This is a genomic window from Paenibacillus sp. sgz302115 (genome assembly GCF_056120445.1).
Genome location: NZ_JBVYOK010000020.1, coordinates 27681 through 41878 on the forward strand (window position 1 = coordinate 27681; position 14198 = coordinate 41878).

A 14198-nucleotide genomic window follows, 5' to 3' on the forward strand; every position below is an offset into this window, starting at 1 on the left:
CCGCAGGGACTTTGGACGCAGCACAAATGTATTATTGATAGCGCAGGAACAGATTATTGTTCTCCAGATGCACATGCTCGAAGGTCATTCCTTCCAGCTCCTCAAGCCGCGCATAGGTTAAACGATAAGTCGTGCAGGCATGCTCCGGTGGTGTGAAATCATTTGTAACTCTCCGCAGCTCGCGTAAAATCTCGCCAGCCCCGTCATGCTCCTCTTCCAGCGTATGCAGCAGGCCGTGCAGCTCGGCCAAGCCTTCTGGAGTCGGATTGTTCGAGTAGGCCAGCATTTTCGGGAATTCGCTCTCTTCTTCCTTAGCTGTATGCTGAAGCAAGTCCTCACGCAGCGTATGGAACAGGCGGTAAACCTCGGCCAAATGCGGAGAATCCTCACCGTGCACGCGGAAAACCTTAGTTACATTCTGAGCGATCAGCGGCAGCTCCTCACGCAAATAACGGTGGTGCTTATTCACGATATAATTAACCAGATCTTCCGAAGAGGCATCGTTCCAGGCGGTGTCCTCCTCCAGCACCGGATGTTCTTCCAGCAGCTTGTTCAGATCCTGGATTACTGACTCCGTATCAAGCCCTTTCTCTGCTGCCGCTTCCGTAAGCGGCTTAGCTCCTCCGCAGCAGAAATCAATCCGCTGTGCCTTGAAGTAATCCGCAGCTTTGGGGAATTGCAGCACGATATCTCTGACCATTGCTTCACCGGAAAATCCGTCCTGTACTCCCGTAGTTGTATTATTAATTTGTTTGGCCGCCATGTTGGCCCCTCCCTTAGGTTGTTGGTATAGGTTTCTCTTACCCCTTCACCTTAACGCCAGCGGGAGTGCCAGCTTGTGATTGTACGCACTAAATATAAAAAATTTTAATGAACTCCAGAACTATATAAGTTGAACTAAAGATTTCATGTTGGGGTCTGGTCGTAACTGCGGGGAATGTTTGGACTTCCGGCCGCTGTTGTCTGCAGATTTCTTGATTCATACCGCTCTTCGCGGTGGAAATCCGCAGACAAAGGCGGTCGCTACCGCTCCTCCAGTTCCAAACTTCCCCTCCGTCACTTCTGCCCTTTTCATATTTTCTATAGTTCAATTTATATAGCTTAACCCGATACCGTTGCCCGCATATACGTCCGCTTGCCCTGCGCATCCTTCAGATAAGGTCCCAGTCCGGCAAAACGGGAATGATCCACATAGACGCCGGTCATCCAGCGGCCTTCGGTCAAGCCTCCGTTCCACTGAAGCACCAGGTCGGGAGCCGATAACCATTCCTGGAATATTCTAATGTTCTTTTCCTGATATTCTTTGCACGGCTTGCCGTTCTCAATCAGACGCTGCTTGCTCAGATAGGTGGGTACGAAGTATGTGGAGATCGTATCCAAATCGTCCTCATTCAAAAAAGCCTCACCGCCCAAATAGGGCTGGAAAAGCACCGTATTCTCATACATGGACCAGATCACGGCCTGAAGCACCATGCTTTGCCGAACTCCGTTATGGAAGGTGAATAAGCGCTGCTTACCGGAAGAGGGCATAGCCGGACCTGCAGAAGGCTCAAGACAATGCCGCTCACAGCCGATACATTTCCAGCCTGAAGGGCTTTGAATCCATTTTTGAAAAACGCTGCCGCTATCGTTATCCCCCTTGTATAAGGAGGAGATGATCTCATAAGGTACGCCAATCCACGTGTCCCACACGGAAGCTGGAAGATGGCTGTGAAGCATGAACAACACTTTGTCGTAAATGAGCTGCACTTTAATCGAAGCGGTCTCAAGTATTGCAACATCTTTTTTTCCATAGGTTATTTCCCGGGAAAACAAGGTGGTTGTCATCTTCCTCGCCTCCTTGATGAGCGAAAGTTTTTTTCTATTATATTATATTCTACTGTCAAAAGTGCAAGTTTTCTTTGATAAAATCAATCGTTCTATTGAAAAAGCCCCTCTCACAAGATGTGAAAAGGGGCTGTCAATGGACTCTAAAGCGGGTGCTACTCAACCCAGCTCTCGGCCCAAGTCTGAATCTGCTGCATGACCGGCTCAAGCGCCCGGCCTTTGGTTGTCAACTCATACTCGATGCGTACGGGTGTTTCCGGATACACATGGCGTACCAGAATCCCTTCACATTCCAGGTCCTTCATTCGTTCGGACAGCATCTTATCGCTCATGGATGGGATCAGACCGGAAATATCCTTGAAACGCTTCGGTCCGCTCATCAATGTCTGAATAATAAGTCCATTCCAACGCTTACCTAAGAAGGAGAAGGCCGTTTCGAATCGAGGGCACATCGTTAGCTGATGTTCTTCCATTATTCTCACCTCTCACTTGTCAAACTTACAATAAGTTAGTATATATAATTTTAACACATTTATAACACAATGAACATCGTTTGCAAAAAAAAAGTTCACCCGGCCATAGTTATTATATCCCGGTTGTCAATCCTTTGTTCCCTGTGGCGACTTTCTTCCGGCAATTGCCTCGGTTACTACATAGGCCAGATCATCATTGCTGTAAAGAGACAATACCCCGAGAACCGTATCGTCGGATATATCCCCGGCTTCCTCCTTGGGAACCGTCAATGCCAGTGCGTTGCTCAGCGCCACATTTCCTTCCTGCTGCGGGTAGGCTTGCAGATACAAAACGTGGGGGTCCAGGCTATTGTTCACGCACCACTGGGCAAAGACCAGGATCATCATTTCCTCATCCCGCTTGTAGCTCTCGATAATTCTCTCTTCCATTGATTTGCTGTAATCGTCCATGCTGCTCCCTCCCTTCTGCTCCTCATGTCAATCCGCAAGCTTCGCTGCCAGCTCATGGCTGGACAGGACGGCTGAAGCAGAAACCCCGCTATTCTCCGGTGTGTTCAAATTATTCAAAAAGTCATTTACCACACCGCTGAACCCTCTGCGCTCAAGAATGGTATCCCAGCTTCCAAAGCCCTGCGTACGCGGAAGCATCCCGTTCTCATAGAGTGTTGCCCGATCCATATCCACAACTTCCACGGACCGGCCGTGACCGTGCAGCTCCAGCTTCTCCAGATCTGCACCGGCTTCCCGGACCATACTGTACATGCCGGTCGTACCATTATTCCAGCCCAGCCCACCGGAGGACTGAAGTAATCGTCCTGCATCGTCGGATTTGAGGCTGCTGTACAGCAGTTCTGCATCTCCGCCACACAGCCAGAGCAGCAAATCCAGCATATGAATCAGATCATCATGGACCGTCTCGCGGCTGCTGCCGGCTTGCAGCTTCGTCCGGTGCTTGAACGCATGGCAGGCGCTGATGCCGCCGGCTTTTTCCAGCCAGGCTGCAGCGGCCGTATACATTGGCGCGTAGCGGCGGTTAAAGCCCACGCCCAGCAGCAGCCCTTTGTCAGCGGCCAGCTCTGCCATCCGCCGGGATTCCTCCAGATGATAAGACAGTGGCTTATCCACATATACCGATACGCCGTGGTTCAGGCATTTCATAACAATATCATAATGGGTAGGTGTAGGGCTATGCACAAATACTGCATCCAGGTCCCAGGACAGCAGCTCATTCAGATCTGTTGTGCCTTTTGGGAACCGGTAAGAATGAACCGCTCCCTGCACGGTTGCCGGGGAGTGGCTGAGCACGCCTGCCACTTCTGCCTGATCATGGCGGGAGAGCAGCGGCAGATAGACTTTACGGGCGATGCCGCCGATTCCGATGATAGCCACTTTTTTGCGTTCTGCAATGTTCATGAGTGTATCTCCCTTTGGTTTATAGATGTATTATACCGTGACAAGGCCCGGGGACAATGATCTTTGCTTCATTAATTCTCTTTTTTTCAGTATGATGAAATGAACAAGCGGAAGAAAGGGCATAATTGAATGAGAAAATGGCTGACTATATTGCTATATATTTTTGGGATTATCCTGGCGTTTATTTACAGATCGGACATCCTCGCCTGGCTGCGGGAGGATCATAATTTATTCCTGAGCATCGCTGCCGCTACTTTAGTGGCTCTTTTTCCTGCGGTTCCTTATAAGCTGATTATCGGATTGTACGGCTATGCCTACGGGAGTCTGGCGGGTGCAGCCATTTGCTGGAGCGCGTCAACCCTTGCGGCGGCCATCATGTATGGCATCGTGAAATATATGTTCCACAAGCAGGGCGAGAACAATAAAGAGGCAGTAGGACGTAAAAGAGGAACTTCCCTATATTTGGATAAAGCCAGCGCATATTTGGCTTCTGTGCCGGCCCTGGACAAGTTTGCCGCAGCCGTGCAGCGGCGTCCCTTCGCCTCCGTCGTGCTGGCCCGGCTGGCCCCGTTCATTCCGCAGGCTGCCGTCAACATTTATGCCGGAGCCGCCCGCTTGCCGTTCTGGAGCTATCTCGCCGCATCCGGGCTTGGCAAAATCCCCGGTATCGCCTTATATGCTTTTCTTGGCGGCCAGTTGTTCCAGCATCCGCGAAGCGCTGTAATTGCCATCCTGGTGTACGTTGCTGTGATAGGATTAGCGGCTTTATCGCTGCGCCCCGGCTTCTTGATACCCAAGAAAGACTGAGGCGCACAGTCCGGCGGCGCTGGCAGGCGGCGAATAATTGCTTTATAATTACATTGTGACATATTTAATTGCATTCTATGAATGGAGGGATATTAATGACGGAAAAAGCAACATTTGCCGGAGGGTGCTTCTGGTGTATGGTATCCCCTTTCGAAGAGCTTCCGGGCATTATTGAGGTCGTCTCCGGGTACACGGGTGGACATACTGTCAATCCAACCTATGAGGAGGTCTGCTCGGAAACCACAGGACATGTGGAAGCGGTACAGATTACGTTCAATCCAGATATCTTCCCATACAGCAAGCTGCTGGAGCTGTTCTGGCAGCAGATTGACCCTACCGATGCCGGCGGCCAGTTTTATGACCGCGGAACCTCATACGGCACAGCGATTTTTACCCATTCCGAAGAACAGCGTCAGCAGGCTGAAGCCTCCAAGGCGGCGCTGCAGGCAAGCGGGCGTTTCTCCGCTCCCATTGTGACGCCGATTCTTCCGGCGGGGCCTTTTTATCCTGCCGAAGAGTACCACCAGGGCTATCATCACAAGAATCCCGGGCACTACAAACGGTACCGCAAAGGCTCTGGCCGGGATGCTTTTATCGAGGAGCACTGGAAATACAAAGAGGATGAAAGCAGCCTGAAGGCAAGGCTCACCCCGCTGCAATATGAAGTGACCCAGAACAATGCAACCGAATCGCCTTTTCGCAACGAATTCTGGGATCATCACGGGGATGGAATTTACGTCGATATTGTATCCGGCGAACCGCTGTTCAGCTCTCGGGATAAATTCGATTCCGGCTGCGGCTGGCCCAGCTTCACCCGGCCGATCCGCGATTATTCGGTCAAGGAGAAAACCGATCTCAGCCACCTGATGATCCGTACCGAGGTACGCAGCAAAGCAGCCGATTCCCATCTTGGACATGTCTTCAATGACGGCCCCGGACCGGACGGCTTACGCTATTGCATCAATTCAGCGGCGCTGCGGTTTGTGCCGAAGGAGGATTTGGAGCAGGAAGGCTACGGCGAGTACCGCGTGCTGTTTCAGCATGCTTAAGCGAATGGCACCATAAATAGGCAAAGCCTCGAACCCGCCAACTGCGGGCCCGAGGCTTTTTTATCATTTGCGGCTGCTGCAAAAAATCACTCCGGCTTCTTATCTTCCTTTTCCTCTTCTTCCTCAGGGCTTGGCGTTGGCTGCTTGTCGCGGTTCAGCTCCCGGAGGCGCTGGATGGATTCATCATCCTTCCGCTTTGTTTTTCTAAAGTACCAGAGCACAATCGCCACGATTACCGCAGCAATAATCAGTACCGGAAGCGCGCCGGCCAGGAACACAAACAGCCACTGAAACATCACCGATATAGCCTTCATGCTGCTCTGGAGCGCATCAGAAGCACGGCTCAGCAACGGATCTTGTTCCTTCTCCTTCTTAATATCTACACTCTTATCCGTCTCATACAGGCGAAGCTCCACCGTAGAAAAGGAGACGTTCTGGTCAATGTAACGCATTCTGCCCTTGATCTGCTCAATTTCCTCCTGAATGGTGCCAAGCTGATTGGCAAAAGCCACAAGGTCTGAGGATTTGGTCGCTTTTTTCATAAACTCGATATATTGGCTCTCCATCAGTTCCTTGGCTTTGAGGCGTGATTCGAGGTCCACGTATTCCTCCGAAACATCCTGTCCCTGAATGCTGCGCTGAAGCTTCTCATGCTTCACCTTCTCCAGACTGTTCAGAAAAGAAGAGAAGCCGGAGGCCGGGACTTTGAAAATAAAGGTTCCTCCCTGCTCATATTCGGACAGGTCTTCCTTAAATTCGATAATATAGCCGTTCGCAAGGGTAATCATATTCCGCACATCCGTCTGTGCCGTGCCATAATCCGCCACTTCCATGTTAAGATTGGCGTGGTAGATCAGCTTCTTGTTCAGTCCAGCCACAACATCGCTGCCGGTAAATCCCGCCGCCCCTTTTGCCGCCTGATCTGCGCCGGAGCTGTCCACCACCTTGCTTCCGTCACCGGCAGCTACGGCCTGGGTTGTGTTGGAAGCTTCAGCTTCGGACTTCACAGTATTTTCCATTGGTGCAGCTTCCGACGCGGTATTTGCAGCCGAGTCGCTGCCAAAGTCTTGCTTCATCATGGAGGTGTCTGCCCCCGCAGCCGAATCGCTGTTGCCTCCCGCCCCGCATCCCGCCAAAACCACTGCAAGCATCAATAACCCGAGTACATAATGCAGATAATACTGACCCCGTTTGTGCATACTCATTCCTCCAAAAGTGTAGTGAAAAATCCGCTTCTTTTGAACAGACTGCCGCGGCGAGATGAGCTCTTTGTCTATTAGTCTCTTTCGCCTCATTTCTCTGACGATCCAAAAGCTGGAAGGTTGCAGAAAACCGGAAATTTTTCCAGCCGGTAAGCCGTTTCCTGTTTGCGGGGGCCTGGGGTTATCTGCTACAATGATGGTGTCTCTCGAAGACAGAGAACACCAAAAAACCCTGTATCCGCGCGGGATAAGGGTTAGGTTCTGTTCGGACAAGCTCCACCTTGCCGGTCAGAATAGTTCATGTAAGGATGCCGCCATTCCACGATAAGGGGAGGTGAAACCCTCATGGCAAAAGACGTAAAATGCGCAGTAAATTCCTGCACCCACTGGGCTGAAGACAACAAATGCAACGCTGAATCTATCTTTGTTGCTTACCACAGCTCCAAGCAGCCTTCACAAGCTGATGAGACAGACTGCAAAACCTTTGAAAGCAAATAAATTAAAGCTGAGAAGGAACCCTCCACGGTTCCTTCTTTCTTGTTCCCATTTTAGCAAGATTGAGAATGATTATCAAGTGTTTTCTCCCGCACCAATCCTGCCGCCTGCACCATGTTGCGCAGCGCAGCCTCCGTCTCCTCCCAGCCGCGTGTCTTCAGCCCGCAGTCCGGATTAATCCAGAATTGCCCGGCATCCAGCACGCGCAGCGCCCGCTCAATATTCTGGGTCATTTCCTCCACCTGCGGTACACGCGGACTATGAATGTCATAGACGCCGAGGCCAATGCCTTTATCATAATCATCTTCTTCAAAAGCGGTGATCAGCTCCCCGTGGCTGCGCGAGGTCTCAATGGAAATAACATCTGCATCCATTGCCGAGATGGCTCCGATCATATCATTAAATTCGCTGTAGCACATATGGGTATGAACCTGGGTTGTATCCTTCACATGGTTCGTTGCTACGCGGAACGAACGCACCGCCCAATCCAGATAATGCGCATGGTCCTCCGCCTTCAGCGGCAGGCCTTCGCGGATCGCCGGTTCATCGACCTGAATCATCTCAATTCCGGCATCCTCCAGCGCCTGCACCTCATGGCGGAGCGCAAGAGCGATTTGCTTAGCGACCTCTTCCCGGCTCAGGTCATCGCGGACGAACGACCAGTTCAGAATCGTCACCGGACCGGTCAGCATGCCTTTCACCGGCAGCCTCGTCAGCGACTGGGCATAGACGCTTTCCTTGACAGTCATCGGCTCGATAAAAGCGACATCCGCGTAGATGACCGGCGGCTTCACGCAGCGTGAGCCGTAAGACTGCACCCAGCCGTTCTGGGTGAACAGATAGCCAGCCAGCTTCTCGCCGAAGAACTCGACCATGTCGGTCCGCTCAAACTCCCCGTGCACCAGTACATCGAGGCCAAGCTCCTCCTGCAGTGTGATGGCTTCGGCAATCTGGCGGCGGACAAACCCGTCATAGCGCTCCTGGTTCCATAAACCTTTGCGCCACTTGAGCCGTGCCTGACGCACCTCGGCCGTCTGCGGAAAGCTGCCGATGGTGGTTGTCGGCAGCAGCGGCAGCTTCCACTTCTCCTGCTGCACCTTCAGGCGCCCGGCGAAGGGCAGGCTGCGGCTGTCCGGCAGGCTGTCCAGCCTGCGGACCTGCTCCGCCACATCCTGGCGCCCGCGTTCCGGGAGCGCGCGGAAGACAGCCAGCGCTTCACGGCTCTCCGCGAGCTGAGCGGCGGAGCCCGCCGCATCGCCGCCGGCAGCCGCGGCCAGCAGATCAAGCTCCGCCAGCTTCTCATCGGCGAAGGCCAGCGCCCGCTTCACGGCCGGCTTCAGCTTGGCTTCGCTCTGCACCGTTACCGGCACATGGAGCAGGCTGGAGGATGGCTGAAGAATGAGCCGGTCCAGCGGCACATGAACAGCCAGCTTCTGGATCAGGTCCAGCTTGGCATCGGGATCGGCGCGCCAGATGCTGCGCCCGTCAATAATGCCTGCGCCCAGATACTTGTCTGCAGGCCAGCCAAGTCGTTCGATGGCCTGCAGGTTGGCCCCGCCATCATGAACGAAGTCGAGACCTATGGCTTGCACAGGCAAAGCCAGCAGTGCTTCCAGCGGCTCAGCGGCTTCGAAATACGTCTGCAGAATCAGCTTCAGCCCTGGAACCGCAGCGGATAGTTCCCGGTAGATCGTCTCCAGCAGAGAGATGTCCGATTCGGTAAGTCCGGTCACAACAGCCGGTTCGTCGATCTGCACCCACTCGACTCCCTCCTGCTGCAGTTCCTGCAGGAGCTGCACATATACCGGCAGGAACCGGGCGGCAACCTCCTGAATTTCAGCGGCCGGGAAGCCTTTGGACAGCTTAAGAAAGGTATAGAGTCCGACTATAACCGGCTTGCCCTCAATGCCCGCCTGCGCTTTGGCGAAGCGGTAGGCGGCAAGCGGCTTGTTCTCGGTCAGCCGGGGAGTCTGGCTGCCGATCTCCGGTACGATATAATGGTAGTTCGTATTGAACCATTTGGTCATTTCGCAAGCCGGAGCGGCAGCATTGCCGCGCGCCATCGCAAAATACAGGTCAAGCGGCACAATGCCGCCGTCATACGCATAACGCGGCGGGACAATGCCGAACATCACGGCGGTATCCAGCACATGATCATAGAAGGTGAAATCATTAACCGGGATCAGATCAATGCCGGCTGATTGCTGGGCCTGCAAATGCTGAAGCTGAATATCCGCCATCTCGGCGCGGAAGATTTCCTCACTAATTTTGCCGGACCAGTAGGCCTCAAGCGTCTTTTTCCATTCACGGTTCTTGCCGATTCGCGGATAACCGAGATTGCTGGTTGTGATCTTGTTTGTCATATTCTTTCTCCTCGCATTCTATACGGTTTATAGTTTTGTTCCGATTATGATCAATCTGTCTTTCGTCCGAAAAGCTGATGCCATCATACTGTACCGCTTCAGGAAGCCGCAACAGATTCCAGCGAATCCGGCTATACACATTCCCTATAGCAAACAGAAAAAGCGGCGCCTTCTGAGTAAGAAGACACCGCCATTTTCGAAATAGCTAAGCTATAAATTTGATAGATTTAGAACCAGACCAGGTAAACCACTGCGGCGAGAATAATCCGGTAAATGGCAAACGGCATCAGCTTGATCCGGTTGATCAGCTTCAGGAAAAAACGCATGGACAGCAGCGCGAACAGAAATGCACTGATGAACCCCGCAATAAAGAACGGCAAGGCATCCAGCGTAAAGTACTGCCAGTTCTTCAGCAGCGAAATCAGGCTGGCTCCAGCCATAATCGGCACCGCCATAATGAAGGTGAAGTCGGCGGCGGCACGGTGGCTCATCCCCAGCAGAACGCCGCCGGAGATCGTCGAGCCGGAGCGCGAGAACCCCGGCCAGAGCGAGAAGCACTGGATCAAGCCGACCGATAGCGCCTGCCTATATGTAATTTGATCGACACTCTCTGTCTTGATCTTTTTAGGGGCGAAACGGTCCGCGCAGATCATTAGAATTGCCCCGATAACCAGACCAATCAGCACTGTAGAGGTGGAGAATAAATGCTCATCTATATAATCCTCGAACAGAAATCCGAGCACGCCGGCAGGAATGAGGCCGACTAGCACCTGTGCAAGCTTCAGCCGCCCTGCACCTTCAACCGGAGGCTGCCCTTCCGGCACTGCCGTCAGCTCCTTGCGGCTGAACCGTTTCAGGCCCAGAAGATCAATGAACCGGTTGCGGAAGATCACGACCACGGCCAGGATCGAGCCTAGCTGGATGACTACCTTGAAGGTGTTCGCCGTATATTTTCCGAGAAATTCCTGCGATTTCAGCCACATATCATCGACAATAATCATATGACCCGTGGAGGATACCGGAGCAAATTCGGTCAAGCCTTCTACAATTCCTAATATGATAGCTTTAATAATGGTCAGCAGCTCCATGCATATTCCTCCTTATTATAGGTTTTGTCTATCCCCGGGCTTTGCCCGCAAGCTGGCGTTTACGGAAGTACAGCAGTCCAAGCAGGACGATTCCTCCGGCGATCAGAACATATACAACATTGGAATAGGCATTCATGTAAACGCCGATTTCCTCCCAGGACTCGCCCAGTGCAGCGCCCAGCAGAATCAGCAGTGTATTCCAGCCCAGCGTACCAATCGTCGTAAACAGCATGAACAGTCCGAACTTCATCCCCGACATCCCTGCCGGAATCGAAATGAGGCTGCGCACCAGCGGCACCATGCGGCAGAACAGCACCGTCCAATAGCCGTATTTGTCAAACCAGGCGTCCGCCCTGCGGATATCGCTCTTCTTGATCCGTATCCACTTGCCCCAGCGGTCCACAATCCGCTCCATTCTGCTGACATCCAGCAGCCGGCCGATCCAGTACAGAATCACCGCCCCGAGCAGCGAACCCGCCGTTGAGGCGATGAGCACACCGGGAATCGTCAGCCCGGAGCTGATGGTCATGAAGCCGCCGAACGGCAGAATGACCTCCGAAGGAATGGGCGGAAAAATATTTTCCAAAGCCAGCATCAGAAAAATACCAAGATATCCGAACTGCTCCATAACATCTGTAATCCATGTTTTCATTCGTATCCCTCCGCATTAGATGAGATTTTTCTTGAGATTGCGTAAATAGCGGCTGCGGATGAAGAAGAAGTACAGCGCCTGGGCCGCCAGATAACCGGCAAGCACTGCCCCGGTCTCGGCTGCAATAGAGAGGTAAAACAGCCGCTGCAGCGCAATAAATGCAAATAAACTGTGCAGAACCGCCAGCAGAACAGGCACGAAAAACATAGTAGCAAGCTGCAGCGTGGCAACGCGGTCCAGCTCCTTGTCCGTGAGGCCCAGCTTCGACAGGGTCGAATACTGCAGACGGTCATGGTCCAAATCCGTATAGAGACGGAAATAGAGGAAGCTCCCTGCCGCAATGAAGAAGACCGTCCCGACCAGCAGCGAAGCGAACAGCATCGTGCTGTACAGCGTACGCTGAACCTCGAACAGCGTCCCGCTGACTACCACGGCATAAGAGGAGTCAGCCTCGTAGGCAACTTTTCCTTTGGGGGCAAGCACCGAGGCCACTTCTTCCGTCCGGATGAAATCCTCCACATAGAACCCGGTATACCGGTCCTGCTGCACCGGGACAATCCGGCTGTACAGGCTGTCGCTGATCACCAGTCCGCTGAAATCCCCGCCGTCTCTGCCGTCCAGCTCCGGGAGCAAATATTCGGCAATAGGCACATGCCCGGTGTATCCTATCTCTTGAATGTGCGTCCCTTGCTTGAGCTTATACGTTGCTTTGACCCGTTCAGAGATCAGGCTGCGGTCCCGCTGGGAGCCGATCATTACCAGCCCTTCGTTCCCCTGCAGCGGCGGCTCCTTCGAGATAAAGCCCGCATGCTGCAGCGCCAGCATATAATCACTGTAAGCCATCAGCGGCAGCCTCCGGGTCCGGTCAGGACCTGTCTGCGATTCTACCTCCGCATATTTAAGCGGAATTTCAAGCGCCTCGTAAGGAAGCCCGAGCTGCTCCAGCTCTGCGGCAATTCCCTGCAAGTCGCGCTCTTCCGTGGAAGCCCGTTCGCCTCCCTTGGCCACATAACCAACCGCCGCCGGATAGTCCAGCTTCAGCTCCCGGGACAACGTATGGATCGAGGCGAACACGCCCACGGAGGTGAAGGAGACCGCCGATACGATAGTGACCATAAAGAACATCCGGCCATTGTCCTTCCATCGGTGCGACAGCCCCGAGAACATGAGAATATGTGTATGCTTCCAATAGAAGCGGCGGAGCTGCCGCAGCAGCCCCACGATGTATAGGCTGAGCTGTGTGTAAAAAAGATAAGTCCCGGCAATCGTAATCAGCACAACAGGAAACATCATAGTCTCTACAGTAGTCGCTGTTGTAGTAGCCGCCAAGCCATATCCGGCAACCAGCAGCAGGCCTGACAACAGCGCCAGCCACCCCGATTTTTTGGGTTCGGAGGCTCCTCTGCCTCTGCCTTGGAACAGGCCGCGCGGTGATTCGTTGCCAATGAAGGCAAAGGTGGACAGCGAGATCAGCATGAACAGCAGAACAAAGCTGCAGACCGTCAGCACCGGGGCTTGCCAGCTCAGGTGGAATTCCAGCGGCGGGATTCCGAGAAAGCCGGAGCCGATCATCAGGAACAGCTTGCCAAGCAGCAGTCCGAGTACTGTGCCGGTGAGAATGGCCGAACCGCCGATCATCATATTTTCCAGGAAAACCATCAAGTATAGCTGCCGCTTCGTCATGCCGTGCATCAGCAGGATGCCGAACTCAAGCTTGCGTGATTGCAGGAAGGAGCCGACAGATACCAGCACGAACAGGGAACAAAACACATAAATAATCCCCTCGGCCACCAGCATCGTGTTCGCCGCCGTGCTTAGAATTCTGTCCCGGGCAATCGCCGGATGAAAAATAAACAACGCACACAGAAAAAAGACCATCACCGAAAATGCGCTGCTGACAAAATAAGCCGCATATTTCCGCTTACTCCGCGTTACATTTCTATAAGCGAACTGCCGAAAGGTCATGGCCCGCTCCTCCCAGCAGTGACAGCATGTCAATGATGTTCTGGAAGAAGGCCGCTCTGCTGCTGCCCCGGTACATCTCACTGTGAAAGCGCCCGTCTTTGATGAAGATTACCCGATGGCAAAAGCTTGCCGCCACCGCATCATGCGTGACCATAAGCATCGTTGTTCCTTCCGCCCCGTTCACTTCCGCCAGGAGGCTCATAACTTCTGCAGCAGTTTTGGAGTCCAGGCTGCCTGTCGGCTCATCCGCCAGAATCAGCGCTGGACGGTGAATCATCGCCCGGGCGATCGCCACCCGCTGCATTTGTCCGCCGGAGATTTCATAGGTCCGCTTATGCAGCAGTCCGCCGATATCCAATCTGTTAACCACCTCACGCAGTCTGGCTTCCATCTCAGGCAGGGAGGCTCCCGCAAGCGTCAGCGGCAGTACGATGTTCTCCTCTACAGTGAGCGTATCAAGCAGATTGAATTGCTGGAACACAAACCCAAGCTCCTTGCGGCGGAACAGGGCTTTATCCTTACGGTCCAGACTCCGCGGGTTCCGGCCGTTGATCATAACCTCCCCGGAAGTGGGTTCGTCGATGGTGGCGATCACGTTGAGCAGTGTGGTTTTGCCGCTGCCTGACGGGCCCATGATGCCCACGAACTCTCCCTTCTCCACGGCAAAGCGGATATGGTTCAGCGCGTGGATAGACACCTTGCCCTCATATATTTTGGATAAATTGTGGACGTCTAATATGGGCAAGTACTTTCGCTCCTTCGTTCGCTGGATTGCTTTCATTATACAAACAGTAAACTGCAGCCGCTATTTCTGAAACTTACAGTCACCTTACAGTATTGTAAGCCAGGAGGGAACTCTTGTGG

General features: G+C 53.2%; 14 protein-coding genes. 3 read left to right on the forward strand and 11 right to left on the reverse strand.

Annotation, left to right across the window (positions count from 1 at the left end):
• Positions 1-31 precede the first annotated feature (31 nt).
• The 5 genes from ric to AC0LWN_RS26250 all read right to left on the reverse strand — a co-directional run bounded on the left by ric (position 32) and on the right by AC0LWN_RS26250 (position 3713).
• Positions 32-763, reverse strand: coding sequence for an iron-sulfur cluster repair di-iron protein (gene ric, locus AC0LWN_RS26230; protein WP_474670606.1), 732 nt, complete (start codon positions 761-763; stop codon positions 32-34).
• Between the two features lie 338 nt (positions 764-1101).
• Positions 1102-1827 carry a hypothetical protein gene (locus AC0LWN_RS26235; protein ID WP_458964039.1) on the reverse strand — a complete coding sequence of 242 codons (726 nt, stop codon included), beginning with the start codon at positions 1825-1827 and terminating at the stop codon, positions 1102-1104.
• A gap of 155 nt (positions 1828-1982) precedes the next feature.
• Complete coding sequence (locus tag AC0LWN_RS26240) at positions 1983-2300, reverse strand: winged helix-turn-helix transcriptional regulator (protein WP_019909599.1); 318 nt, start codon at positions 2298-2300, stop codon at positions 1983-1985.
• Positions 2301-2426: 126 nt separating this feature from the next.
• Positions 2427-2750 (reverse strand): hypothetical protein, encoded by a 324-nt coding sequence (locus tag AC0LWN_RS26245; protein WP_474670609.1) that lies wholly within the window; start codon positions 2748-2750, stop codon positions 2427-2429.
• Between the two features lie 27 nt (positions 2751-2777).
• Positions 2778-3713, reverse strand: a complete 936-nt coding sequence (locus AC0LWN_RS26250; protein WP_474670611.1) for a Gfo/Idh/MocA family protein — start codon at positions 3711-3713, stop codon at positions 2778-2780.
• A gap of 129 nt (positions 3714-3842) precedes the next feature.
• On the opposite strand from AC0LWN_RS26250, the gene AC0LWN_RS26255 reads away from it, so the two are divergent.
• Positions 3843-4520: a TVP38/TMEM64 family protein gene (locus AC0LWN_RS26255; RefSeq protein ID WP_474670613.1), complete on the forward strand. Its 678-nt coding sequence runs from the start codon at positions 3843-3845 to the stop codon at positions 4518-4520.
• A 95-nt stretch (positions 4521-4615) separates the two neighbouring features.
• On the forward strand, positions 4616-5569 hold the full coding sequence (gene msrB, locus AC0LWN_RS26260; protein ID WP_474670615.1) for a peptide-methionine (R)-S-oxide reductase MsrB: 954 nt from the start codon (positions 4616-4618) through the stop codon (positions 5567-5569).
• 86 nt (positions 5570-5655) lie between these two features.
• Here the strand turns inward: msrB and AC0LWN_RS26265 are convergent, their stop codons facing one another.
• Entirely contained in the window at positions 5656-6768 is a 1113-nt protein-coding gene (locus AC0LWN_RS26265; protein ID WP_474670617.1) for a DUF4349 domain-containing protein, read from the reverse strand.
• Between the two features lie 348 nt (positions 6769-7116).
• Here AC0LWN_RS26265 and AC0LWN_RS26270 point away from each other — a divergent pair, with 348 nt between their 5' ends.
• Positions 7117-7269: a DUF1540 domain-containing protein gene (locus AC0LWN_RS26270; RefSeq protein ID WP_458964033.1), complete on the forward strand. Its 153-nt coding sequence runs from the start codon at positions 7117-7119 to the stop codon at positions 7267-7269.
• 50 nt (positions 7270-7319) lie between these two features.
• Here the strand turns inward: AC0LWN_RS26270 and metE are convergent, their stop codons facing one another.
• The 5 genes from metE to AC0LWN_RS26295 form a co-directional block, all read right to left on the reverse strand.
• Positions 7320-9629, reverse strand: a complete 2310-nt coding sequence (gene metE, locus AC0LWN_RS26275; protein ID WP_474670619.1) for a 5-methyltetrahydropteroyltriglutamate--homocysteine S-methyltransferase — start codon at positions 9627-9629, stop codon at positions 7320-7322.
• Positions 9630-9856: 227 nt separating this feature from the next.
• Entirely contained in the window at positions 9857-10717 is an 861-nt protein-coding gene (locus tag AC0LWN_RS26280; protein ID WP_474670621.1) for an undecaprenyl-diphosphate phosphatase, read from the reverse strand.
• A gap of 28 nt (positions 10718-10745) precedes the next feature.
• Positions 10746-11369, reverse strand: a complete 624-nt coding sequence (locus AC0LWN_RS26285; RefSeq protein WP_474670624.1) for a DedA family protein — start codon at positions 11367-11369, stop codon at positions 10746-10748.
• 15 nt (positions 11370-11384) lie between these two features.
• On the reverse strand, positions 11385-13334 hold the full coding sequence (locus tag AC0LWN_RS26290; protein WP_474670626.1) for an ABC transporter permease: 1950 nt from the start codon (positions 13332-13334) through the stop codon (positions 11385-11387).
• Positions 13309-14079, reverse strand: a complete 771-nt coding sequence (locus tag AC0LWN_RS26295) for an ABC transporter ATP-binding protein (protein WP_474670628.1) — start codon at positions 14077-14079, stop codon at positions 13309-13311. The genes AC0LWN_RS26290 and AC0LWN_RS26295 overlap by 26 nt, the downstream gene beginning before the upstream one ends.
• Between the last annotated feature and the right edge of the window lie 119 nt (positions 14080-14198).